Source organism: Sulfurimonas paralvinellae (assembly GCF_014905135.1).
Classification (GTDB): domain Bacteria; phylum Campylobacterota; class Campylobacteria; order Campylobacterales; family Sulfurimonadaceae; genus Sulfurimonas; species Sulfurimonas paralvinellae.
The window spans coordinates 555756-580635 of the sequence record NZ_CP041406.1 but is presented as its reverse complement, the minus strand read 5'-3'; the positions used below and the strand labels follow the sequence as shown (position 1 = coordinate 580635).

At 39.4% G+C, this 24880-nt stretch carries 18 protein-coding genes and 2 rRNA genes; 6 read left to right on the top strand and 14 right to left on the bottom strand.

Translation table 11 applies throughout. The features are described from left to right. The first annotated feature begins 22 nt into the window (after positions 1-22). Positions 23-1288 (top strand): coiled-coil domain-containing protein, encoded by a 1266-nt coding sequence (locus FM071_RS03055; RefSeq protein ID WP_193111556.1) that lies wholly within the window; start codon positions 23-25, stop codon positions 1286-1288. On the opposite strand, the gene FM071_RS03050 is transcribed toward FM071_RS03055, so the two are convergent. Together FM071_RS03050 and FM071_RS03045 are read right to left on the bottom strand one after the other, a co-directional pair. After that, positions 1285-2850 (bottom strand): DmsC/YnfH family molybdoenzyme membrane anchor subunit, encoded by a 1566-nt coding sequence (locus FM071_RS03050; RefSeq protein ID WP_193111555.1) that lies wholly within the window; start codon positions 2848-2850, stop codon positions 1285-1287. The two genes, FM071_RS03055 and FM071_RS03050, sit on opposite strands and share 4 nt — an antisense overlap. Before the next feature lie 81 nt (positions 2851-2931). Then, the gene (locus FM071_RS03045) at positions 2932-5136 is read right to left on the bottom strand and encodes an EAL domain-containing protein (protein WP_193111554.1); all 2205 of its coding nucleotides are present in this window, start codon (positions 5134-5136) and stop codon (positions 2932-2934) included. 260 nt (positions 5137-5396) lie between these two features. Here FM071_RS03045 and FM071_RS03040 point away from each other — a divergent pair, with 260 nt between their 5' ends. Continuing rightward, on the top strand, positions 5397-6677 hold the full coding sequence (locus FM071_RS03040; RefSeq protein ID WP_193111553.1) for an MFS transporter: 1281 nt from the start codon (positions 5397-5399) through the stop codon (positions 6675-6677). Between the two features lie 15 nt (positions 6678-6692). Beyond that, positions 6693-8333: a bifunctional protein-serine/threonine kinase/phosphatase gene (locus FM071_RS03035; RefSeq protein WP_193111552.1), complete on the top strand. Its 1641-nt coding sequence runs from the start codon at positions 6693-6695 to the stop codon at positions 8331-8333. Between the two features lie 12 nt (positions 8334-8345). Here FM071_RS03035 and FM071_RS03030 read toward each other — a convergent pair whose 3' ends face one another. From FM071_RS03030 to napA, 9 genes are read right to left on the bottom strand one after another with little or no spacing between them, the layout of a single operon-like run. Beyond that, positions 8346-8657 (bottom strand): hypothetical protein, encoded by a 312-nt coding sequence (locus tag FM071_RS03030; protein ID WP_193111551.1) that lies wholly within the window; start codon positions 8655-8657, stop codon positions 8346-8348. Then, entirely contained in the window at positions 8657-9055 is a 399-nt protein-coding gene (locus FM071_RS03025) for a chaperone NapD (RefSeq protein ID WP_193111550.1), read from the bottom strand. Before FM071_RS03025 ends, FM071_RS03030 begins: the two co-directional genes overlap by 1 nt. Positions 9056-9073: 18 nt before the next feature. Then, positions 9074-9520, bottom strand: a complete 447-nt coding sequence (locus FM071_RS03020) for a PAS domain-containing protein (RefSeq protein ID WP_193111549.1) — start codon at positions 9518-9520, stop codon at positions 9074-9076. A gap of 13 nt (positions 9521-9533) precedes the next feature. Continuing rightward, entirely contained in the window at positions 9534-10487 is a 954-nt protein-coding gene (locus tag FM071_RS03015) for a WD40 repeat domain-containing protein (RefSeq protein ID WP_193111548.1), read from the bottom strand. Beyond that, on the bottom strand, positions 10487-10984 hold the full coding sequence (locus tag FM071_RS03010) for a ferredoxin-type protein NapF (protein ID WP_193111547.1): 498 nt from the start codon (positions 10982-10984) through the stop codon (positions 10487-10489). The genes FM071_RS03015 and FM071_RS03010 overlap by 1 nt, the downstream gene beginning before the upstream one ends. A 4-nt stretch (positions 10985-10988) precedes the next feature. Beyond that, on the bottom strand, positions 10989-11660 hold the full coding sequence (locus FM071_RS03005) for a nitrate reductase cytochrome c-type subunit (protein WP_193111546.1): 672 nt from the start codon (positions 11658-11660) through the stop codon (positions 10989-10991). Between the two features lies 1 nt (position 11661). Next, on the bottom strand, positions 11662-12492 hold the full coding sequence (gene napH / locus FM071_RS03000) for a quinol dehydrogenase ferredoxin subunit NapH (protein ID WP_193111545.1): 831 nt from the start codon (positions 12490-12492) through the stop codon (positions 11662-11664). Beyond that, positions 12485-13297: a ferredoxin-type protein NapG gene (napG, locus tag FM071_RS02995; protein WP_193111544.1), complete on the bottom strand. Its 813-nt coding sequence runs from the start codon at positions 13295-13297 to the stop codon at positions 12485-12487. Before napG ends, napH begins: the two co-directional genes overlap by 8 nt. 24 nt (positions 13298-13321) lie before the next feature. Continuing rightward, positions 13322-16171, bottom strand: coding sequence for a nitrate reductase catalytic subunit NapA (gene napA, locus FM071_RS02990; protein ID WP_193111543.1), 2850 nt, complete (start codon positions 16169-16171; stop codon positions 13322-13324). Positions 16172-16386: 215 nt separating this feature from the next. Here napA and FM071_RS02985 point away from each other — a divergent pair, with 215 nt between their 5' ends. The 3 genes from FM071_RS02985 to FM071_RS02975 all read left to right on the top strand — a co-directional run bounded on the left by FM071_RS02985 (position 16387) and on the right by FM071_RS02975 (position 20838). After that, complete coding sequence (locus FM071_RS02985) at positions 16387-17724, top strand: hypothetical protein (RefSeq protein WP_193111542.1); 1338 nt, start codon at positions 16387-16389, stop codon at positions 17722-17724. Positions 17725-17881: 157 nt separating this feature from the next. Then, positions 17882-19834 (top strand): M3 family metallopeptidase, encoded by a 1953-nt coding sequence (locus FM071_RS02980; protein ID WP_193111541.1) that lies wholly within the window; start codon positions 17882-17884, stop codon positions 19832-19834. Further along, complete coding sequence (locus FM071_RS02975) at positions 19834-20838, top strand: endonuclease/exonuclease/phosphatase family protein (RefSeq protein ID WP_193111540.1); 1005 nt, start codon at positions 19834-19836, stop codon at positions 20836-20838. Before FM071_RS02980 ends, FM071_RS02975 begins: the two co-directional genes overlap by 1 nt. A gap of 16 nt (positions 20839-20854) precedes the next feature. Here FM071_RS02975 and FM071_RS02970 read toward each other — a convergent pair whose 3' ends face one another. From FM071_RS02970 to FM071_RS02960, 3 genes are all read right to left on the bottom strand, one after another. After that, on the bottom strand, positions 20855-21535 hold the full coding sequence (locus FM071_RS02970; protein WP_193111539.1) for a uracil-DNA glycosylase: 681 nt from the start codon (positions 21533-21535) through the stop codon (positions 20855-20857). A 92-nt stretch (positions 21536-21627) separates the two neighbouring features. Next, a 5S ribosomal RNA gene (gene rrf / locus FM071_RS02965) occupies positions 21628-21743 on the bottom strand. A 240-nt stretch (positions 21744-21983) separates the two neighbouring features. After that, positions 21984-24870, bottom strand: a 23S ribosomal RNA gene (locus FM071_RS02960). Positions 24871-24880: the final 10 nt, after the last annotated feature.

Here is a 24880-nt window from a genome sequence, read left to right as displayed (position 1 = left end):
TATTTTCGATAGAATAAGACCAATGTATAGAGCCATAAAAATAAACGAACAACTTTTAGATGATTTTATAGAACTGATAGAAGCTCATGAAGATGACGTGCGTTATGATTATAAAGGAAAAGAGAATCAGATTCTGCTTAAAAGTGGACTGGTTGCTTATATCACCTCTTTTATTGAAAAGAGTCTCGCATCAAATAAAAATGATTTTAAAGACCTTATCAAGGCCTATATTCGAGCTGCTTTCGAACTTCCAGACAATGCTGTTGTCATCAATAAAAACGGAAATATCTTCATAAAGATAATCGATGAAACTGTTAAAAAACAAGTTGACGAAAAAGATAAAAACACTGTAAAGAACAGATACAACGGTGTCAAAGAAGAAGAACTCAAATCTTTCTATGACGAGTTCTTCGCCGAAGATGAGAACAAAGATTTTTTCCTTGAAATCGCCAAAGAGTTCGTCCATAAATACTTCATCGTCAAGAAGATATCAAATGATGAGTATGAAAAAAATGTCTTTGCATATATTCATGCAATCACGCTTGAAAAACTTGTCTCTATCTATGATAATGAAGATGGATTTTTTCTCGGGTTTGCCGGCTATATATTCCGTATCCATTTTAAAGAGGTGTTTTCTTATATTGCAGAGCTTATACTCGATGAGATTGCTATATCCAACCGTTATATGATGGACTTCCTTAACTACTATTCACAAGACATTTTAGTCATTAAAGGAATTAAGTATAAAATTCCCCATCTTGATACAGAGAATGATCTGCGATGGACAGTTCCTTCCATGCTCAGTATCGTTAAAATATATACAAAAGCCAAGACGAGTATAGAAACACTCAAAAAAGAAAAAAGCCAGTATCAAAAACGTGTCCAGAAATTTTATGTCAACGGTATTTCTCCTATTAAAAACAATGAACTGCTAATGAGTGAAAAGGCAGGCATCGAAATTGAGATAGAGCATACTGTTCGTTCTATCAACATTTTAAACGACAAACTAGACATAACTAAAGAGAGCAGGCAAAAAGAACAATTGCAAGAAGCAATACTCAAAGAAGAAGAGAAGTTAAAACAGCTTAAAAATCATAAGCAGGAGACACTGCAAAAAGTTGTCAAACAAAATGGCCTTTCCGAGTATGTAGCCTTACAAAAAGAGCTCGATACTCTCAATAGAAAACTTCAACGTGAGAAAAAGATCCTCAAACAGAACAAAGAAGCTTACGACTCCATAAAAAGTTCTCTCGTCAAGGCACTTATTTCGAAAAAAAGCGTTCTCTAACGCTGTTTTCCAACAAAAAATCCACCCGCCATTCCAAGTGGAACCACTGTCGTGTAAAATAAAAACCTATCACTAATTTCACTGATAAAACTGACAAGCAGTGCTAAAGCCAATATGATCGAAGCTGTCATCATTGAAGAGCCGCTCACAAAAACAAGAGTTAGTAACGGCAGTACAACACCTCCAAGTACCAACAAAACAAAACGGATTTTTTTGATCTTTCCAAAATTTTCAGTCAGGAGTCTTTTTGTACGCTGCAATTGATAAGCATTCTCTTTTGCATCAAGCGTTCGTATATCTTCATATGAAAAGAAAAGCTGTGCAAGTGCGCCAAGCATACCCATTGTTGTCAATGGAATAATCGCTTCTTGTACACTTGAGATACTGCTTATAAATGCAGTCAGGAAAAATCCAATATACGCCACACCGAAGAACTTGCAGTTCGTCGTTATTCTATTCCATGACGGCCTGGCTTTTATACGGTATATCATGCTTTGCGCATAAATACCATAGATACCTGTCAGCAAAGTAACCGCTTCGACAACTAAACGTAAGAGATGAGAAACATCAAACCAATAGAGTGCGACATTGAGACTCATAAGCCCTGTAAAGATACCCAATACCAAAGCCTCACGTGAGAGCCACGAAGTTTTGATATTTTTCATGGCTGTCATGGCCAAGAACGGACGTCCAAGATGAAGTGCCGAAAGCGGCAAACCAAGTGCAGCAGGCAGCATAACAAGCAGTGCCATGATCCAGTTTGTCTTTTCAAAACCAAAAAGGCTCATCACATCTCCCAAGAAAAGTGCTAAAAAACCGCCAAGAGATATCTGCGTGAGTACTGTCATAAAGACAAGAGGAAGCTCTTTATGTGCAGGTTTTAAAATATGCTCATCCATCTCTTTCATATTCTCTGGAAGATTTTCCGGCAGCGTATAGCGCGTTGTCGAGTTTGTGATGCGTGCATTGGGAAGAAAAGGCATATTTGCCTGTTCATCTATGTCACGGTTCAACCACTCTTCAACATTTACCACTTCAATCTCAATAGCACCGGCAGGACACGCCTGCACACATGCTGGACTCTGACCTTTATCGAGACGTTCATGACACATATGACACTTCGTGACAATATTACGTTCTTCATGAAAAACAGGAACACCATAAGGACAGTTCCAGGTACAGTACTGGCATCCTATGCAGGTGTCGTCATCATGAACGACTATGCCTGTCTCGGCTATTTTAATATATGATTCAGTAGGACAACCACGCAAACACTCCGGATCTATACAGTGGTTACAACTCATGGAATTAAGCATCTGAGTAAAAGCAGGAAAATCACCGCCTTCCATCTCACCGACACGACGCCACTTTATATCGGCAGGGTTATTGTTCTGCTCATTACAGGCAACTTCACAACAGCGGCATCCTACACAGGCTACAGCATCAAAATGAAAACGATACTGCTCACCTTCTTGCAACGGCGGTATATCGATTGAGTAGTTTCCGCACTGCATTCCGGTATCAGCTTTGTAGTTTATAAAACTTTCTAAAGGTGTTTGCATATTTGTTTATTACCTTTTTTATTTAACTGTCTGTATTTTACACAAAACAGTAGTGGCTATAAACAAAAATATGCTTAAATATTAAGCATTAAAAGATTTCATAAAAGCTTCCATCTCTTTAGCTGGAATCGGTTTGGAGTAGAAATAACCCTGTATGCTTTCACATCCGTTAGCATATAAAAATTCTCTTTGCGACTGGGTTTCCACGCCTTCGGCTATGGTTGTCAGGCCTAAACTTTTTGCCATGGCTATAATGGCTTTCACTATGGCGCTATCCTCTTCATCATCAGGAATATCGCGTACAAAAGACTGGTCAATTTTAAGTTTATCAATAGGGAGTTTTTTAAGATAGGACAGAGAAGAGTAGCCTGTACCAAAATCATCAAGTGCAATATGGATTCCAAGCGCATGAATAGCATGTAGATCACGAATAACTTTTTGTGTGTCTTTCATTAAATCACTCTCTGTGACTTCCAGCTCCAGACGTTTTGTATCAAAATTGTATTTTTTAATTTTTTTACGCAACATTGAAATAAAAAAATCGCTCTCTAAGTGTTTTACGGCTAAATTAAGTGAAAGTGTCCCCGGTTCCAATCCCGCTTTACACCACTGACTAAATTGTGCTATTGCCATATCCATTACAAGCCTGTCAATTTCAACTATAAGTCCACTCTCTTCAGCTAAAGGAATAAATTCTGCAGGCGAGATCATCTCACCCTCTTTTTTCCATCTGACTAATGCTTCCATCCCCAGCAGTTTATTCTGCACAATATCAATCTGCGGTTGATAATAAACGACAAATTCTTTGTTTTCAATTGCTTGTAAAAGAGACACCTGTATTTTTAAGCGTTCACTTGCCTGCTTTGTTAAAACTGCAGAATAGTATTGAAAATTGTTTCTTCCTTTCTCTTTTGCTCTGTGCATTGCCGCATCGGCATTTTTAAGAATATCTTTACTCGTATGTGCATCTCTTGGATAAATGCTGATCCCTATACTAACAGAGATATAAAGATTCTCTTTTCCGACAATAATCGGTTTTTTAAAGAGTTCTAAAATATGCTGTGCCAGCTGTGTGAGAGTATCTATATTTTCAGGATTTTCCACTATAATGGTTAACTCATCTCCACTCAGACGGGAAAGCGTATCTGATTCACTCATAAGTGTCAAAAATTTTTGTGAGACTGCTTTCAATACCTCATCACCGATATTGTAACCAAATGATTCATTAATACTTTGAAACTTATCAATATCAATAAAAAGCAGACCAAATATTTTATTATGGCTCTTGGCATTTTCAATCGCTTTTTCCAGTCTGTTTAAAAATAAAACTCTGTTTGGCAGTCCGGTTAAAAGATCATAATTTGACTGATGTATAAGCTCTTTTGTTTTTTTTATCACCTTTGCTTCTAACTCTTGATTGAGTTTTTGTAATTCCTGAGTTTTCTCTTCTACCTTTTTTTCAAGCTGACGGTTCAGACGTTTAAGTGTAAAATGTCTATATGCAATTCCAGCCAGTATGAAAGCGAAAACAAAAAGTATCTTATATATCAATGAGTAATCCACTTTCTCTTCTTTTATAAGTGAAAGCCACCGCATCTCAATTTGTGTTTTTGTACTCTCATCAAGCTTGTCGACTAATTTGCTCATTATCTTATAAAGTGCCGTATTGTCTTTTCGCACTGCTGTAGCAAGCTTGTAACCGGTAGAGAGTTTCGCACTTATTTTTATATCTATAATTGCATGTTCTTGCATATTGTAAGCGATTGTAGGTGCCATATTTATAAAACCGTATAATTCGCCATTTGAAACACGTTGCAAACCGTCATATACACTCTCAACTGCAACTAATTTTATACCCGGATAGAGTTTTTTCAAATCATCAAATACAGCAGAGTCTTTTACGACACCATAAGTTTTATCCAATCTTCTTCGTATATCATCTATAAAAACCTTGTCACTGGTTGTCGCAATAACATAAGGAGCATAATAATAAGGTTTCGTAAAGTTTAAAAATTTTTCTCTCTCTTGTGTAATGCCTGCCATAGGCAGCATATCACACTTTTTTGCTTTTATAGCTTCAATGCTCTCAGCCCAATTTTTCGTTCTGTAAAGCTGTACAGATAAATTACTGTCTTTTAAAAAGGCTTCCAAAAAATCATGTCCCATTCCAGCATAGTTGCCTTTTTCATCAATCCATTCAAAAGGCTTCCAATTTGGATCGACACAAATCGTTATTTTTTTTATATCTTCTGCATGCAATAAAGACAATAATATCAAGAAGATCACAAAACTCTTTTTTAACACCATTAAACCTTATATCTATATATATTAACAAATATCATCAATAATAATATATTATTTCTTTTTGTTTGCTTATTGTATCAAATAGTGGGGGCTCTTTGATTTTATTTATCATATTATTCTGTTTGCATAATTTTTAAACATGAATATTTTTTAATTGATTATTATTTAATCAATTGAGTGATGATTTATCAAAAAATATATCTTATAATTCTCTCATCAATTAATATAAGAAGGAAAAATATATGGCAAGTTTTAAAGCCCTCAAAGGTCAAGGAGATGCAAAAACACTTTTTGCAGCTTTTTTGTATTTCGATTTTAGTTTTATGGTCTGGACAATGCTCGGACCACTGGCAACAGAGATAAGTCAATCTTTGGCAATGCATGGTTTTATTATGAGTCCTTCACAAAAAGCGACTTTGCTTTCCATACCTATTTTAGCCGGTGCACTTCTTCGTATCTTGCTTGGATTCAGTGTTGATAAATTTGGAGCTAAAAAGACAGCTTTAATGGCACAAACCGTTGTCATCTCGGTTTTATTTTATGCTTTTTTTCGAGGTGAGCACATTTCATACAATGAACTGCTTGTTGTCGCTGTCGGCTTGGGTTTTGCCGGGGCATCGTTTGCTGTTGCACTGCCACAGGCTGGTCAATGGTATCCGCCAAAACTCCAAGGTGTTGTTCTTGGTATCGCCGGAGCCGGTAACATCGGTGTTGTTATCGACTTCCTTTTCGCTCCAAAAATCGCAGAGATATGGGGATGGCAGGCAGTATTTTTAGTTGGCGGTATTTTATCAACAATTATTTTTATAACTTACATCTTTTTAGCTAAAGATGCGCCAGAAGAAGTTTATACACCACGTCCTAAAAAGTTAAAAGATTACGCAAAACTTCTAAAAGATAAAGACACATGGTGGTTCAACCTATTCTATGCAGTAAGTTTCGGTGGTTTTGTAGGATTTGCAGGATATATGAAAGTTTATCTTATGAACACATACCAAGCCGATATGAGCAGTTTTGGTATGAATGTCTTTGATGAACCAAATGTAAAAGTAATCGCAGGTTACTTTGGAGCACTTACTATCTTTGCAGGTGCAGTTTTAAGACCTGTAGGCGGAGCAGTTGCCGATAAACTCGGTGGTGTGAAATCACTCTACTTTTTCTTTGGAACAGTTGCCCTGCTTGCAATCCTCAATGCAACTATTGTTTTACCTTTTTGGGTCGCTATCGTTGTGTTGTTTCTTACAATGGCAAACCTTGGTATGGCAAATGGCGCAGTCTTTCAGCTCGTACCGCAAAGATTTGGTAAAGATATTGGTATAATGACAGGTATCATCGGTGCTGCCGGTGGTCTTGGCGGTACTGCGCTTATTAAAACACTTGGATGGTCCAAAGGTGCATTTGACGGATACGCAGCAGGATTTATGATCTTTGCCGGTGTTGTACTTGTTGCTATCATTGGAATCTCTCTGGTAAAAACAAGATGGAGAACGACCTGGGGTGTTGCAGCCGGCGGACGAATCTAAAAAAGGATTATGCTAATGGCATCAAGCACGCTAAAGTTTTCCGGATTTTCACTTGCCAAACGTAAAGAACTGACCGGTGACGATTTTTATGATGTAAAAACCATTGGTGACCTGACAGTCGCCATTGTCTGTGATGGCGTCGGCAGTGCTGTAGAAGGTGCAGAAGCAGCAAAGCGAACGACACAACATTTGATGAACAATTTCAAAATCCGTCCAAAATCCTGGAGTATTGAAAAATCAATTCGTTCATTTATAAGCTCCATCAATGCTATCCTCTACAAAGAATCACAACTAAACTATAACACTCCTGAACTTGTCACGACTTTGACCATAGTTGTCATTCAGGGAAATCGGCTTTATGGTGCCAATGTAGGAGATTCCAGAGTTTATCTCTATAGAGATCATAAACTCAATCAACTCTCTAATGATCATGCAATGGACGAAGAGGGTTATGAAAATGTCCTCACGCAGGCCATCGGCATCTCTGAAGAAGTTGAGCCTTACTACTTTGAGAACATAGTACAAAAAGATGACAAAGTTCTTCTGTGCAGTGATGGTCTTTATAATGTTCTCGACGGCAATACACTGAGTAAAACTCTACAACTCGGCAATGCTCACGCAGTTGTCAAAAAAGCAAGTACATTGAAAGATGACAACTTGCCTGATGATACAACCGCCGTTATCATAGAGGTACTCAAAGCTGACGAACTGGCAACCCTCAGACACCAAAAGCTCACAATACCCCAGAAGCTTAAAAAAGGACAGATCATTGATGGTTATAAGCTTCTCAAACCACTTATTCAAAATGAACGAACCTGGCTTGTTCATAAAAAAACAAAAGATTATGTACTGAAATTTGCTCCTTATGAAGCACTTGAAGATGAATCACTGCTTGATCTTTTTGTAAAAGAAACATGGAATGCAAAACGCCTCAAAGCCAACTTTTTTCCTAAGGCAGTCATTCCAAAGACACGGTCCATGCGCTATTATGTTATGCAGCTTTTTCACGGTGAAAACCTTCATCACTATCTCACGCATAAACAATTAACGATAGATGACAGTGTTGAATTGGCTGATACACTTTTAAAAATGTCACAGTTTTTACTCAAGTATGATCTGGTTCACGGTGATGTAAAACCACAAAACATTATGATAGCTAAAGACGATGATGAAAATCTCAGATTTAAGATTATTGACTTTGGAAGTATTACCGAAATCTTTTCAACAGATTCAAAAGCCGGAACACCAAGCTTTCTTGCACCGGAACGTTTTTTGGGAGAAGCTATCAGTGAAACGACTGAGATTTTTGCTATCGGTGTGACACTCTATTTTGCACTCAGTGGAAAGTACCCTTACGGAGAGATAGAACCATTTCAAAATCCTACCTTCAAAGAAGCTAAAAAACCAAGTACCTATAACAAAAATATTCCGGAATGGCTTGACAGTGTAATTATGCGAAGTATTGCGATTGACAAGGAACAAAGATATTCCCACTACTCTGAAATGTATTATGAGCTCACGCATCCCCAAAAAGTAAAACCCTACTTTATCAAAAATGCGCCGCTTATCGAAAAATCACCGCTTGTTTTTTACAAACGGGCTTTTATGATCATGACTTTTGTAAACTTTCTATTGATCTATCTATTGCTTAAATAATAGATAGTTCCTTTACTCTTCTTTTTTCTCAGCGACAGGAGTAAGTGGTTCACCCAACTTCTCTTCAATTTTCGCACGCTGTTCTGCCATTTTCACACGGATCTCATCAACGACTACAGGTGGTACATTCTCATCTTTAAGCCATTTTACCTCATCGACGTGACCACCGTATTCGCTACCCATCTCTTCTATCTTGGTTTCATATTCATCAAGATCAAAGCAAACTTCTCTTCGAATATCATCAGGATCAGTAGCATCTTCTATCTCGATGAACCATTTCGCATTCTCATCGATTTTAATTGTTGAACTGAAAACAACACCCATTATTTCACTCCTGTAGGATTACTCAGATCCTTTGCAAACTCTTGAAGCTCACCATCTTTTTTCTTTAAATCTCCATGATAAACGACTCTGTCAATATCAACGTCAGCATCATTTAAAACAGCCGGAACAGCATCTGATTCATTGATGACCTTTATATTTGCATCCAGTTCATCTTCGGAATAGGCCATCTGCATATCTGCAGCTATCACATGAGGAATAGCTTCGATCACTTTGAGTTTTCCAAGTTCTTCACTTACATCCTCACCTTCTATAGTAACAATGATACGACCCTTTTCATCATGTAGATGATAATCACACGCTTCACAATTCTTAAGGCTCTCAACCACCTCATCTAAAAATTTCGGCATTGTCTGTACTACTATACTTGATATATTCATCTTTAATTCCTTTTATTATTATTCGTAAATTACTTTTCTTGTTCTTTCATTGTTTTCACTACGCATTTTATCATACAATCTTTGATATTTTAACTTAGTTTCATAAGATATCGGTGTTCGAAGTGATTTATACTCTACCAGTTCTCCATTTTTGTATACACCTGACACAATGGCTTTCACCCAGTAAAATCCTTTATCTTTACGCATATTTTTAACGATTCCAACCCACTGTTTTCCCGACTTTATCGTACTCCACAGATCTTCAAACGCAGCACTCGGCATATCTGGATGGCGTACTATATTGTGTGGTTTCCCAAGGAGATCTTCTTCATGATACCCGCTTATGACACAAAAGGTCTCATTGGCATAAGTAATGTTTCCTTTCAAGTTTGTCCTGGAGATAATAAGTTCATCTTCAGGCACTTCAGTTTCGACCAAAAACTCACTCTCATTATATTCAATCATTTCCTATACTCCCTTATTTGACTTTATAGTAACCAACAGTTTTCGCACTGCTGTTAATAAAAAATTCATGCTCATTTATAAAATAGATACTGTTGACAACTTTCTTTGTTGAGCGGTATTTTCCTAAACTCTCTCGTGTAGCAGTATTAAACACCTCGACATTATCATCAATATCACAGCTGTAGGCACCTCTTTTTCCGCTTGGACTCAGTCCTACACCATATACAAAAAAATTGGAAGCTTTATAGTATGCACTTCCGTTTTTAACATTATAAACACCGGCACGTCTGTCCTGCCCTCCGGTTAAAACAATATCACCTGCAAAAGCGACACCAAAAAGATTATCTACATTTTGCCCGCTCAATGTTTTTAGTTTATTCCCTGTTTTCGTATCTATCAAATGTACTTCACCGCTTTCATCTGCAATGGCCACAGTAGACCTGTCATTATTGAGAGCAAAATTGGAAAACTTCGACATAGATGCCTGTGTTGTCCAATTCTTCTTTTTTGTTTTGATATTGTATGAAATAATGTCATTACTGATAAGAGCAAGCAAAATAGTGTCTTTATCTATAAATTTCGCTTTAATGATATTGAGCTTTTGGTCACTTGAAATGATTTGCGCATTTTTTTTATTTTTGTACAGGTTCACGCGGCTGTAACCGCCATTATCCTGTGAAAGGATTAAAAGAGTTTGATCCAAAAAATCCAATGTAAAAATTTTCGAATCGATTGCATCTCCCATAAAATCTTTTATCTTCTCAAGCTTTATGCTTTTCCTCTTTTTTTTAGTTTTTGTGTCATAGATATCTACAGTACCGCTGTCTGAAGATATATAAAGACTGCCGTTATTGTATAGGACATCTGTAGCAAGCCCCTGCGTGACCTTATATGTATAAAGCGGATTCAATAGCTTTTGTGCATAAAGAGATGACAGAAGCATAAAAAAAATGACTATATAACGCATTAACTTACCTTTTTAATATCTATGGCATCAGCAGGACATCTGCCGATGCAAAAACCACAATTCGTACATTTATCATTTATCTCAGGCATAAACATTGCCTTGAAATCAATGGCATTTTCAAGACAGGGATCCTTGCATGAAAAACACATCACACCCTGCCAGCTCAAACATTTGTTTTTGTTGATAACGATCGACGCTTCAATAAGATGCTTGTTTTCAACCAAAAGCACATCACTTGGACATGCAACAGCACATTCATCACAGTAGGTGCATCCGCGAGAGTTAAAAACCAGCTGCGGCGTTTTATCTTCTGTAATGACTATTATCTGCTCTTGACACAAAGAGGCACATTCCCCTTCGCAGTTTTGACACTCTGTGACAAAAGCATCCACATCACTATAGTATGGAGGTCTGATTATCATCATTTCATCTTTTTGCTCTCTGACTGCCTCTTTTACAGAGGAAGAAAGAAAGCTAAATAGCTCTCTTCTCTCCATCTATTTATTTCGAAGTATCGATATCTTTCATCCATTTAGACTGGTTCCAAGATGATTTTTCAGCACCATCAGGAGCAGTGTAAACCGGTTTGAAGTGGTTATCATCTACTAGGTCGTTCGTAGCTTGCGGAGCATGACATTGTGAACAGTTATATCTACCGGCATAAAGATGCTGCTCATCTTTATCAACTTTGATAGATACATTCGCTAACTTCTCAGATGAAGTATTTTTAATCGCTTTACCATTTTTAAGAATTTCATCACCTTTAACTGCAGTTTTCGGTCTGAAGTTAGTAAAGTGAGAAACCGGAATCGGCGTTGCACCCATACTTGCCGCTACAGCAGGCATATGGCATCCAAGACATGCATTGTTGTTCTTAGTGATAGGCAATAACCCCTCAGTTGAGTGTGGAATCATCGGCGGCGCATCTTGATATGCTCTTTTAAATCGTTTTGAAGCTCCCGGAGGTGCTGAATGATATGCAACAGCAGGTGGAACAACATCCTCTTTTAAAAGATCTGTCGTACCTCTGTAACCTAAATTAGCTTCTGTAATTGTCGGTTTTGTAACACTTTTATCAGCTTTTGCACTTGTTCCTGTAGCTGCAGAATTACAGCCGACAAGAAGCAGAGCCGAAGCAGCTAAACCTATCGTAATCTTTGTTAAAATTTTCATTTTACTCTCCCGTTTTTTTATTTTGAATAAAATCTCTTATTGAGAATCTCAAAGCATCATCATCACATACTTCGATACAGCGTGCACAGTTTGTACACTCACCCGAAAGTACAGGAATTGACTCTTTACCTATCATGTGAAGCACCTGCTTTTCAGGGCAAACCACTTTACACTTCATACAAAGAGTACAATTCTCTTCTAAATGATGTACTCTAATAAAACTAAACTTTCCTAAAAGTGAATAGAATCCACCAAGTGGACAAATATGACCACACCATCCATTTTTTAAAACGAACAGATCAAAAAGAAAGATCAAACCGACAGCCGCCCAGCCAAATCCCATACCAAATACAATACCGCGATGCAGCATCGAGATTGGCGAGATAAACTCAAAAGCGGCTATACCCATAAAAGCCGATACGATCAGACTAATTGCAAGTACCCAGTATCGGACACTTCTTGTAATGGGTTGACGTTGCAGTTGTGCTCTGTCAATGTCAAAAATACGGCGAAGATAGTTTGCACTGTCTGTCACCATATTTATAGGACATACCCATGAACAAAATGCACGCCCGCCGATTAAAAAATAAAACAGCGCCACAACCGCCATACCGATGAGCAGATCAGTCGCAACGACAGCACCCGCTATGACCATCTGTATAACAGCATAAGGATCACTCATTGGAATGACACCAAAGAGCAGTGATGAACTGAGATTACCTTCAAGGATTTTCCATCCCCATGCATTTGCACCGATAAAAAGAATCAAAATCCCAATCTGCACAAATCTTCTTAATATAAGGTATCTGTAATTATTCCATAACTTACTCATTGAGCAAACCTTCTAGACCGCCATTTAATTTATCAACAGCTTTTTTCTTACTTACTTTTGTCGTTGTATGGATAGCATGCGCATCTTTTAGCCGTGCTTCATCTTTTTTGTCCCAACCTTTGATGTAGTGACTTCCTGCTTTCCCCATCGCAACCTCACGCGGCAGGATGAAAATAGCAGGTTTTTCAGTAACACAGGCATGCTCACACATTCCACAACCGGTACAGGCATCAGCATGTACTACCGGTTTCAAAAAGGCATGTTTTCCCGTTCTTTTATTTTGGTCGTATTCTATTGTTATCGCTTTATCCAGAATTGGACAAGCTCTATAACAAGCATCACATTGAATTCCCCAAAAAGCAATACAGCTGTTCTCATCGATTACTGCAAGTCCCATATCAGCCGTATTGATATCAAGCTGACCATTGACAGTCACACTTGACTCATCAAGTGCACCGCTTGGACATACCGGAACACAGGGGATATCTTCACACATATAGCATGGAATATCTCTCGGTGTAAAGAACGGTGTACCCATTGGTTTATGATCACCCGGCTTTGCAAGCTTGAGCGTATCGTAAGGACACGCTTCAACGCACAAACCACATTTGATACAGGTCTTTAGAAAATCTTTCTCCGGTATCGCTGCAGGTGGACGCAAAATCAGCGGTGAAGCTTTCGCTTCATCGAGATAGGCACTCCATAAGAAACCGCCTACCGCTGCATATCCGACACCTTTAGCCATATTAAGAATAAATTTTCTTCTATCGCTGAGAGGCTCTTTCGCTTTTGAATGATTGCTCAAAGTAATGCTTCCTTCTTTTTAAAATTATGCTTTATAGATTTTTACAGCACATTTTTTAAAGTCTGTCTGTTTTGACATAGGACATGTTTGATCCAATGTCACTTTATTGATAAATACACGCTCATCGAACCATGGTACGAATACTAATGGTTTTGGAGGTCTATTACGTCCACGAGTCTCAACACGAGCTCTTACTCTACCACGACGAGATTCAACCCAGCATAGGTCATTGTCTTTGAGGCCTCTAGCTTTCGCTGCATCTGGATGCATATAGACAAGTGCTTCCGGAACTGCACGATAGAGTTCAGGTACACGCATAGTCATAGTTCCTGAGTGCCAGTGTTCAAGTACACGTCCTGTACATAACCATAGATTGTACTCATCATCCGGCATTTCTGGTGGATCCATATATGGGCGAGCAAAGATTTTTGCTTTATCCGGTAATGGTTTTTTCTTTTTGTCTTGTACGCCTGTCAAGTTTCCATGTGGAAGTGCTTTTGCGAGTGGACCATAGAACGCGAACTCACTGCCTCTACCGTTTTCTTTTGCATGTTTCGCTGCATATGGGTCAAAGTTTACGTTAAATCTCCATGCAGTCTCTTTACCATTAACAACTGGCCATTTAAGTCCACGAACTTTATGGTAAGTAACGAAGTCTGCCAAGTCATGACCGTGACCACGACCAAATGAAGCATACTCTTCCCATAAGTATTGGTGAATCATGAAACCGTATCCTTTAAATACTTTTCCGTCACTGCCTTCAACATTTCTGGCATCACCGATACATTCAGAGTTGTCATACCCTTTTTGTGGGAACTGATCCAATGCGAGTGGATAGTTTTTCTTAGCTCTATCATTTGCATATAAGATTTCATACATAGTAGTATCTGGTTTGTAACCCATATCATATGCTTTTTGACGAACATCTGCAAGTTTTTTACCGTTTCTAAGTGTATATGGTCCCCATAGATCATCAACAGTAAATCTTTTTGAAAGTTCAACCCATTGCCATGTATCACTCATAGCGTTTCCTACAGGAAGTACTTGTTGTCTCCAGTGTTGTGAACGTCTCTCAGCATTACCGTATGCTCCCCATTTCTCATAGATCATAGCAGATGGCAAGATAAGGTCAGATACCATAGCAGAAATACCAGGATAACCGTCAGATGTTACGATGAAGTTGTCCATCTCACGTGCCGCTTTTACCCAGTGTTTTGCATTCGCAGAATCTTGGTAAGCATTACAAACATTTACCCATGCAAATTTAACAACGCCATCTTCAATATCTCTATGGATTTTCATGATGTGTTGATTACCTACAGGGTTCAATGTTCCAGCAGGAATATGCCATTTTTTCTCAGCGATAGCTCTGTGTTTAGGGTTTTTAACCATTAAGTCAGCCGGTAAACGGTGAGCGAATGTACCAACTTCACGAGCAGTACCACAAGCAGAAGGTTGACCAGTAAGTGAGAATGCACCTGAACCTGGACGCGCTTGTTTGTTAAGCATGAAGTGAACGTTATATGAAAGTGTATTATCCCATGTACCACGTGTATGTTGATTCATACCCATAGTCCAGAAACTAACGATTTTTCTATCTTTTTCAATGTAAAGTGCTGCTAAATCCTGTAGTTTTTTCTTGAAGCTATCAAGTGACTCATCTGGATCACCTTTACAAAGTTCAGCAGTATAGTCTAGTGTATACGGAGCTAAAGATTTTTTATACTCTTCAAAAGAGATTTCCCAGTGTTTTAAAGTACCGGCAGTATTTTTCATCGTATCGCCAGCTTTATAGCCATACGGCTCTAACGCAGGACCTTCAAGCTCTGAAACGACTTTACTCATCTCTTTATTATAGATTTCCATCTCTTTAGCATCATATTTACCGGCACTACCATCAGGTCTTACAGGTGTTACAGATTTTTCACCAGCACGTCTGAAACCATAACCAATGTTTACTGGACCAGCTGCGAAAATGATGTTTTTCTTGATGAAATCCCAATCAATAGCTTCTGGATGATTGTAAACGATCTCACGCGCTAAGTAGTTCCAAAGTGCAAGGTCAGTATTTGGTCTGAAGATGATGTTAAAGTCACCTAAATCACAAGTACGGTGTGTATAAGTCTGAATATTGACAACTTTTACACGATCTGGATCACTTAGTTTTCTGTCAGTTACACGAGACCAAAGAATCGGGTGCATTTCTGCCATGTTTGAACCCCAAGTTACAATTGTATCTGTAAGCTCGATATCATCGTAACATCCAGAAGGCTCATCGATACCAAAAGTCTGATAGAAACCAACAACCGCAGATGCCATACAGTGACGAGCATTTGGATCGATCGCATTTGATCTGAAACCTGCTTTCATCATCTTTTGAGCAGCATACCCTTCCATGATAGTGTATTGACCAGATGCAAATACACCTACACCTTCAGGACCACTCTCTTTCAGTGCGATTCTGATGTGTTTTTCCATTTCATCATAAGCACGTTTCCATGAAATAGGAGCAAATTTACCTTTTTTGTCAAACTCACCCTTATCATTTACACGAAGAAGCGGTTGCGTGAGACGGTCAGCCCCATACATGATCTTCGCATTAAAATACCCCTTGATACAGTTTAGACCACGATTAACCGGAGCTGCCGGGTCTCCTTTAACTGCAACAATCTTTCTATCTGCGCCTTCGCCTGTAGTTGCCAGCATAATTCCACATCCCGTACCACAGAAACGACAAGCTGCCTTGTCCCATCTCCAATTACTTTCAGCTGCGCCTGCATTTGCTTCGAGCTCTGCCGGTACACTCATACCGATCGCCGCTGCTGCCGATGCTGCCGCTGAACTTTTAAGAAATTCTCTTCTTGAAAGTGACATATTTTCTCCTCAAATTAGTTTTGAACTTTGTTGTTAAGGTGTCCATTAACGGTACAATGATATCACTATTAGCTTAAAGAATAATTGATATATGTCAAATTTATAGTTTCAAAATATGCTATAATTTTGTCAGGGCCTTTGAAAAGTAGTCTAGCTTAAATCTTTAAGCTTAACATTATATATAGGCTTTAGCTTATAAACAAAAAAGGAAGAAAATGAAAAAAATTACAATGTCAGCTGTTGCTTTAACAGCAATTATGGGTTCTTTTAGTAGCGTAAGTGCTGCTGATGGTATTAACATTTTAGATAACTTAGTACTTGAAGGACAAATCCGTCCTAGATGGGAAAATGTAAATGTAGATAACTCTCCAGGTCAACATGTAAAAGATGCCAATGCATATACTGCAAGAACGAAGTTAAAAGTCACTGGTGATCTTCTGGATGTTGATGGTCTTTCTGCATCGGTCGGTATTATTTCAGTGAATGATTTTGGTTCTAACACGTATAATAGTACATCAAATGGCCAAACTGAGTATGCAACTGTTGCTGATCCAGAAAAAGCTATGATTTCAAATGCTGAAATTAACTATAAAGTTGCGGATACTGTCTTACATGCGGGTCGTGGTCAGGTAAATCTTGACAACCAACGTTTCATTGGTACAGTTGGTTGGAGACAACTAGAACGTTCTTATGACTCTGTATTTATTGCAAACAACTCTATTAAAAATCTTTCTGTATTAGCTGCATGGGTATATGGTGTTCAAGGAGTAAAAAGTTTAGCAAATAATGATGGTCTATATGGTGAAAACACATATGATACAAATACAGTGCTTTTACATGCTGCATATAGTGTAATGCCAGCATTAAAAGTTACTGCTTATGATTATATGATTGCAAATACTCATGATACATATGGTATTGCTGCAACAGGTAATGTAAAAATGGATGCGGTAAAACTAAACTATCGTGCAGAATATGCACAGCAAGCAGATCCATCAATGGAAATTCATAAAAATGGTACACAAGGTGTCAAAGTAGATGCATCTTACTATAACTTAGATTTAGGTGCAAATATCTCCGGTATTTTAGTTGGTGCGAATTATGAGTTTTTAAGTGGTACTTCTATGAATGATACAAGTGGAAAAGATAAAACATTTACCACTCCTCTTGCTACAGGGCATAAATTTAATGGTTGGGCAGATAAATTTCTTTCTACTCCAGATGGCGGTTTAATTGATGCAAATGTTCGTTTAGGATATAAAGCAAAAGGTTTCGGAAAACTTTTAGCAGTTTATCATGACTTTACGGCAGATAAAAAAATGAATGCTGTTAGTGGTTCTGGAACAACTGATGACTTAGGTTCAGAGATTGATGTTGTTTATGTCAATAAAATTCCAGGTGTGAATGGTCTTACAGGTCTTTTAAAATACGCTAACTATTCAAAAGGTAAAGCTGTACAAGGTACATTTGGTAATGGTGATTATGTTAACGCATGGACTAAAGACACTCAGAAATTCTGGGCACAACTTGACTATAAATTCTCTACAAAATAGAGTCTGAATAGTTTACCAATACAAATTTCATATAACTCCGATATCAAGCAGTTTGGCTTTAGCCGCTGCTTGATACTCCTTATACAAACAACTTCTCATCCATTAAACTTTTACCTTATATAAATGCTATAATTACACCAAAAAGGCTGTAACTATAATGAGCAAATTTTTATCTTTCCACTGTAACTTAGAAACTTTCATAGATGATCTGAAATCAAAAACTAAAAACAATCTCACGCAGGTGGATAAACTCCTCACGCAGGAGCATAAAACATTTCAAAACTTTGTAAAACCCATAGAGCTGATGGAAGAAGAGCTAGAACACTTCTTCACACCGCTCTCACATCTCAATGCGGTAAACAACTCCCAAGAGACACAAAAAGTCTATACAGAAGCACTGCCTATCATTACCGAGTATTCGACACAACTCTCACAAAACTTAGCTATCTATAATACCTTTAAAGAGATTCAAAAAAATGAAGCCGATACGCTCAACTATGAACAAAAAAGAGTGCTCACACTCAACATTCAAAACTTTGAGCTCAGTGGTGCTCACCTCAATGAAAAAACAAAAGCAAGACTGCAAGAGATCAACATTAAAAAGAGCGAACTTGCAAACAACTTCTCGCAAAACCTTCTCGATGCAACCAACGCTTACGAAAAAATCATCACAGATGAAAAGGATGTAGCGGGTCTGCCTGAGAGTGAAAAAGAGTCTGCAAAATTCACAGATGAAGACGGCAAAGTAAAATACAAATTCACCCTGCAGATGCCCTCGTACATCGCTTACATGACCTACGGTCCAAATAGAGAAATCCGAGAAGAGTTCTACCGTGCCTACACAAGCAGAGCACCTCAAAATGCAGCCATTATCGATGAACTTTTAGCCCTGCGTGAAGAGATGAGCAAACTCTTAGGTTTTAACAACTATGCCGAGTACTCCCTCGCATCTAAAATGGCAAAAGATACAACAACTGTTGTAAACTTTTTAGAATCTCTCTTAGACAACTCCATTGAACAGGCAAAAAATGAGCTCACGCAGCTGCAAAAAATTGCACCGTTTGATCTTGCAAGCCATGATGTGGCCTTTTACAGTGAGATTCTCAAAAAAGAGCAGTATGCCATCAATGAAGAGGAGTACCGTCCCTACTTCGAGCAAAAAAGTGTCGTCAACGGCATGTTTGATTTTTTAGAAAAACTTTTTGGTATTACTTTCAAAGAAGTCGATGAAACACTCTGGCATGAAAAAGCCTATGCCTATGATGTTTATGAGCATGAAAAACTCAAAGCCAGAGTCTATTTTGATCTCGAAGCAAGAGAGTCAAAACGCGGCGGAGCATGGATGCACAACTGGCAATCTCACTCAACAGATACACAGGGCAGAGAACAACTCGCATCTGCTTTTGTAGTTTGTAATTTTCCGCCATCAAGCAACTCACAGCCATCACTATTGCGTCATGACGATGTTGTAACACTCTTTCATGAGACGGGACATACCATTCATCATATTTTAAGTGAAGTGAAAGAAAATGAAGTCAGCGGTGTTAACGGTGTCGAATGGGATGCCGTAGAGTACCCTTCACAATTTTTAGAAAATTTCGCCTACGAGCCAAAAGTGCTTAAACTCTTTGCAAAGCACTACAAAACAGGAGAAATACTCCCAGATAAAATGATAGAAAAACTTGTCAAAAGTAAAAACTTCCTCTCAGCTATGGGAATGTTAAGACAGTTAGAGTTCTCACTCTTTGATTTTAAACTGCATATGCAAACTTATCAAGGAGAGCAAGTTCAAGATCTGCTTGATGCCATCAGAGAAAAAACAGCACTCATCAAGCCGCCGAAATACAATAAATTTCAAAACGGCTTTGCCCACATCTTTGCAGGCGGTTATGCAGCGGGTTACTACAGTTACAAATGGGCAGAAGTCCTCAGTGCGGATACGTTCTATGCCGTAGTAGATGAAGGTATTTTTAACTCACAAACAGCTCAAAAGTATCTTGATATCATTCTCCATAACGGTGGAGCAAAAAGTATGCAGGATCTTTACCTTGAACTGATGGGCAGAGAGGCAAATACTCGTCAGCTTCTAAGACTGAGTGGAATTAAATAGTGAAAATTCTCACTTTTTTACTTTTACTGAGTGCATTACTCTTTGGAGAAAATATGATAAAAATAGCCACTTATAATGTAGAAAACCTTTTTGACCTCAAGCGCAGCGGCCATGAGTACTCGGAGTATATCCCCTTCACAAAATCAAATTGGAATGAAAGGACATATAAGATAAAACTCCACAACACTGCAAAGGTCATTAAAGATATTGATGCAGACATCATTGGACTGCAGGAGATCGAATCACTTCAGGCACTCAAAGACCTGCGCTACACTCTTAAAAGAATGGGACTTTATTATCAATACTACAAAATTGCCAACCTCAAAGGCACAATTATAAAAGTGGCCATACTCAGTAAAATTCCTTTTGTATACACAACTGAAATAGCTGTGCAACAGTCTTACAGATACAGAAATATTTTGGAAGCAAAATTTAAAATAAATGGTGAAGATCTTTACCTGCTCGTTAATCACTGGAAAAGTAAAGCCGGACCGGAAAGTATGCGTGTAGTTTCTGCCAAAAAACTCCGTAAACGTGTTGAAGAATTAGGTAAAGAGAAAAATATCATCGCACTTGGTGATTTTAACTCCGATTATGAAGAATACAAACTCTTTAAACGCAAACGAAAACACAATGATACAGGTGGAATAACAGGGATAAATCATATTTTAGGAACAATCAACTATAAAATGCAAGCCAAAGAAGCAAAAATAGAAGATGGAGACTTTTACAATCTCTGGTATGATGAGCCAGACAAAGCAAAACGCTTTAGCTATATCTATAGAGGTAAAAAAGAAGCGCTTGATAATATTCTAGTAACAAAAGCACTACTTGACAACCAAGGTATCGACTACAAATGCGGTTCCATCCATACTTTAAATAAACCCTACCTTTATAAAGGAAAATCTCTTTACAGATGGCAGATGTCATGGAGAAAACCACGAAAACATTATGGACGCGGTTATTCAGATCATCTTCCGGTAATTGCAGAGTTTATATATTAGACTTTTTAAAAGTTTATCACTCTAAACACCAATCTATAGGCTCTTTACCGCGAGCTGTTAAATACTCATTGGTTTTAGAAAAAGGTTTTGATCCAAAGAAACCCCTATATGATGAAAGAGGTGAAGGATGTGGAGCTTTTAGAACAAGGTGCTTGGAAGTATCAATGAGCTTCTCTTTCATCTGTGCAGGTTTTCCCCAAAGTATAAAAACAACATTCTCTAACTTCTCACTGATGGCTTGAATCGTAGCATCTGTAAAATGTTCCCATCCCATACAGCGATGAGAGTTCGCTTCTCCTGCACGCACTGTCAAAACTGCATTGAGCAATAAAACACCCTGCTTTGCCCACTTAGACAAATTTCCACTACTTGGATATGAACATCCTGTGTCATCTGCCAACTCTGTAAATATATTTTTTAATGAAGGAGGATAAGCAACGCCGTCTTTAACTGAAAAAGAGAGCCCATGTGCCTGCCCTGTCCCATGATAAGGGTCTTGACCTAAAATAACAACCTTTACATCATGAAAATCCATAGAGTTATAGGCATTGAAAATATTTTTATTTTCCGGATATATAGTGTATTTAGATTTTTCATCAAGTAAAAATTGTTTTAAAACAATAAAATAGTGTTTTGAAAATTCATTTTGAAGAATATCTTTCCAGCCTTGAGGTATTTGAGGATTGACATTATGCATAAAGGACCTTGTTTATTAAAATAATAACACATAATTCTTTGAAAAAAAAGATGATGAAGAAAAGTATAAAAAAGTAGAAAAATTTGATCCGAACTAGGCAGCGACCTACATTCCCACACCTGAAAGATGCAGTATTATCAGCGATGAGAGGCTTAGCTTCTGGGTTCGGAATGGGACCAGGCGTTTCCCTCTCTCTATAGCCACCTAGACAAGATCAAGTATAAATTCATTGGAGTAATGAACTTATATTTGACCTTGAAGGATCATAAGAGTTGAAGTAACTCATTAAATATCAATCGTTCTGCGGCTAAACCGCGATACCCCCGTTGCTAAAGCATAAGTGGGGTAAAAGTCAACATACTAAAGAACTTGTTTCAAGATTCTTCTTATTTGTGTAATCTATTCGTACACTAAATAAGGTAGTGAAGCAACAGCGTTCGTAAGAACATAAAAAAAGACAAACGACCTATTAGTACTGGTCAGCTAAACGCATTGCTGCGCGTACACATCCAGCCTATCAAGCTTGTAGTCTTCAAGCGGTCTTCAGGGATTGTTCATCTTGGAGTTGGCTTCCCGCTTAGATGCTTTCAGCGGTTATCTCATCCGAACGTAGCTACCCAGCTATGCCCTTGGCAGGACAACTGGTGCACCAGTGGTTCGTCCAACCCGGTCCTCTCGTACTAGGGTCAGCTCTCCTCAACAATCCTACGCCCACGGAAGATAGGGACCGAACTGTCTCACGACGTTCTGAACCCAGCTCGCGTACCGCTTTAAATGGCGAACAGCCATACCCTTGGGACCTGCTCCAGCCCCAGGATGCGATGAGCCGACATCGAGGTGCCAAACCTCCCCGTCGATGTGAGCTCTTGGGGGAGATCAGCCTGTTATCCCCGGCGTACCTTTTATCCTTTGAGCGATGGCCCTTCCACACAGAACCACCGGATCACTATGACCGTCTTTCGACTCTGCTCGACTTGTATGTCTCACAGTCAGGCTGGCTTATGCCATTATACTCTACGGTGGATTTCCAACCCACCTGAGCCAACCTTTGTAAGCCTCCGTTACTTTTTAGGAGGCGACCGCCCCAGTCAAACTACCCACCAGACATTGTCCTCGCACGAGATAATCGTACGGAGTTAGCTATCAGAATATTCAAGGGTGGTATCTCAAGGATGCCTCATCATAATCTGGCGACTATGAATCAAAGGCTCCCACCTATCCTGCACATGAATATCCCAATAGCAGTGTCAAGCTATAGTAAAGGTGCACGGGGTCTTTCCGTCTTTCCGCGGGTAGGAGGAATTTTCACCTCCACTACAATTTCACTGGATCCCTTGTTGAGACAGCTCCCATCTCGTTACGCCATTCATGCAGGTCGGTATTTAACCGACAAGGAATTTCGCTACCTTAGGACCGTTATAGTTACGGCCGCCGTTTACTCGGGCTTCAATTCATGCCTTCGCTAATGCTAAGCAATCCTTTTAACCTTCGAGCACCGGGCAGGCGTCACACCCTATACATCCACTTACGTGTTAGCAGAGTGCTGTGTTTTTGGTAAACAGTCGGGAGGGACTCTTTGCTGCGACCCAGAGATGCTTTGGAGAGTAAATCTCCTAACATCAAGGGCACACCTTATACCGAAGATACGGTGCTAGTTTGCAGAGTTCCTTAACAAGGGTTCATCCACGCGCCTTAGAATACTCATCTCACCCACCTGTGTCGGTTTACGGTACGGGCGACATACCATCTCGTTTAGAGGCTTTTCTCGGCACGACAGTATCGACGATTCAGTTCGCTCTCCGAAGAGATTGAACTGCCTGTCGGGTCTCGGTCGAATGTGAAGCGGATTTGCCTACTTCACAACCTACACCCTTCGAGCCACTATTCCATCAGTGACCTCGTCTAACTCTATGCGTCCCCCCATCACTCAAATGATGATATGTCGGTATCGGAATATTAACCGATTTGCCATCGTCTACCCCTTTCGGACTCGACTTAGGTCCCGACTAACCCTACGATGACGAGCATCGCGTAGGAAACCTTGGGTTTTCGGCGAAGAAGATTCTCACTTCTTTTCTCGCTACTCATGCCTGCATGCTCACTTCCATCCGCTCCAGTGCTCCTTACCGGTACACCTTCAACGCTGAATGGAACGCTCTCCTACCACTCATAGTAAACTATGAATCTAGAGCTTCGGTGCGTATCTTAGCCCCGTTATATTTTCGGCGCAGAATCGCTAGACCAGTGAGCTGTTACGCTTTCTTTAAAGGATGGCTGCTTCTAAGCCAACCTCCTGGTTGTCACAGCAACTCCACATCCTTTTCCACTTAGATACGACTTTGGGACCTTAGCTGCTAGTCTGGGTTGTTCCCCTCTCGACATAGGATTTTATCACCCTACGCCTGACTCCCGAGGTTACACGTATAGTATTCGGAGTTTGATAGGGTTTGGTACCGCGGTAAGCAGCCCTAGCCCTGTCAGTGCTCTACCCCTATACGCTAATGCTCGAGGCTATACCTAAATATATTTCGGAGAGAACCAGCTATCACTGAGTTTGATTGGCCTTTCACCCCTATCCACAAGTCATCCGAGGAATTTTCAACTTCCACCGGTTCGGTCCTCCACTGGCTCTTACACCAGCTTCAACCTGCTCATGGATAGATCACTCAGTTTCGGGTCTGCAGCATCTGACTATGTCGCCCTATTAAGACTCGCTTTCGCTACGGCTTCTCGTTCGATTAACCTTGCCAGATACCACAACTCGCAGGCTCATTATGCAAAAGGCAGTCCGTCACACTTATTTAATAGTGCTCCGAATGATTGTAAGCCATAGGTTTCAGGTTCTATTTCACTCCGCTCACCGCGGTCCTTTTCACCTTTCCCTCACGGTACTTGTTCGCTATCGGTCTAGTAGTAGTATTTAGGGTTGGAGGGTGGTCCCCCCATATTCAGTCAAGATAACACGTGTCCCGACCTACTCATTCCTTACCTTAGTTCCACACAAATGTTTTCGCTTACGGGAGTATCACCCTCTATGCTCTGACTTTCCAGACAGTTCTGCTAACAAATGTGCTAAATGTAAGTGCCCTATTCCAATTTCGCTCGCCGCTACTCTCGGAATCTCGTTTGATTTCTTTTCCTGCAGGTACTGAGATGTTTCACTTCCCTGCGTTCGCCCCCGAAGGTGACATGACTCGCGCCATGCCGGGTTGCCCCATTCAGAAATCCCCGGATCAAAGCTTCTTGGCAGCTCCCCGAGGCTTTTCGCAGCCTAGTACGTCTTTCATCGCCTCTACTAGCCAAGGCATCCACCTATGGCCCTTAATATCTTTTATTCTATATTGC

What these genes read in the sequence shown, in the direction of transcription:
- FM071_RS03055 (WP_193111556.1), top strand. Translation starts at nt 23, where the DNA reads ATGTATAGAGCCATAAAAATAAACGAACAACTTTTAGATGATTTTATA.
- FM071_RS03050 (WP_193111555.1), bottom strand. Translation starts at nt 2,850, where the DNA reads ATGCAAACACCTTTAGAAAGTTTTATAAACTACAAAGCTGATACCGGA.
- FM071_RS03040 (WP_193111553.1), top strand. Translation starts at nt 5,397, where the DNA reads ATGGCAAGTTTTAAAGCCCTCAAAGGTCAAGGAGATGCAAAAACACTT.
- FM071_RS03035 (WP_193111552.1), top strand. Translation starts at nt 6,693, where the DNA reads ATGGCATCAAGCACGCTAAAGTTTTCCGGATTTTCACTTGCCAAACGT.
- FM071_RS03030 (WP_193111551.1), bottom strand. Translation starts at nt 8,657, where the DNA reads ATGGGTGTTGTTTTCAGTTCAACAATTAAAATCGATGAGAATGCGAAA.
- FM071_RS03025 (WP_193111550.1), bottom strand. Translation starts at nt 9,055, where the DNA reads ATGAATATATCAAGTATAGTAGTACAGACAATGCCGAAATTTTTAGAT.
- FM071_RS03020 (WP_193111549.1), bottom strand. Translation starts at nt 9,520, where the DNA reads ATGATTGAATATAATGAGAGTGAGTTTTTGGTCGAAACTGAAGTGCCT.
- FM071_RS03015 (WP_193111548.1), bottom strand. Translation starts at nt 10,487, where the DNA reads ATGCGTTATATAGTCATTTTTTTTATGCTTCTGTCATCTCTTTATGCA.
- FM071_RS03010 (WP_193111547.1), bottom strand. Translation starts at nt 10,984, where the DNA reads ATGGAGAGAAGAGAGCTATTTAGCTTTCTTTCTTCCTCTGTAAAAGAG.
- FM071_RS03005 (WP_193111546.1), bottom strand. Translation starts at nt 11,660, where the DNA reads ATGAAAATTTTAACAAAGATTACGATAGGTTTAGCTGCTTCGGCTCTG.
- napH (WP_193111545.1), bottom strand. Translation starts at nt 12,492, where the DNA reads ATGAGTAAGTTATGGAATAATTACAGATACCTTATATTAAGAAGATTT.
- napA (WP_193111543.1), bottom strand. Translation starts at nt 16,171, where the DNA reads ATGTCACTTTCAAGAAGAGAATTTCTTAAAAGTTCAGCGGCAGCATCG.
- FM071_RS02985 (WP_193111542.1), top strand. Translation starts at nt 16,387, where the DNA reads ATGAAAAAAATTACAATGTCAGCTGTTGCTTTAACAGCAATTATGGGT.
- FM071_RS02980 (WP_193111541.1), top strand. Translation starts at nt 17,882, where the DNA reads ATGAGCAAATTTTTATCTTTCCACTGTAACTTAGAAACTTTCATAGAT.
- FM071_RS02970 (WP_193111539.1), bottom strand. Translation starts at nt 21,535, where the DNA reads ATGCATAATGTCAATCCTCAAATACCTCAAGGCTGGAAAGATATTCTT.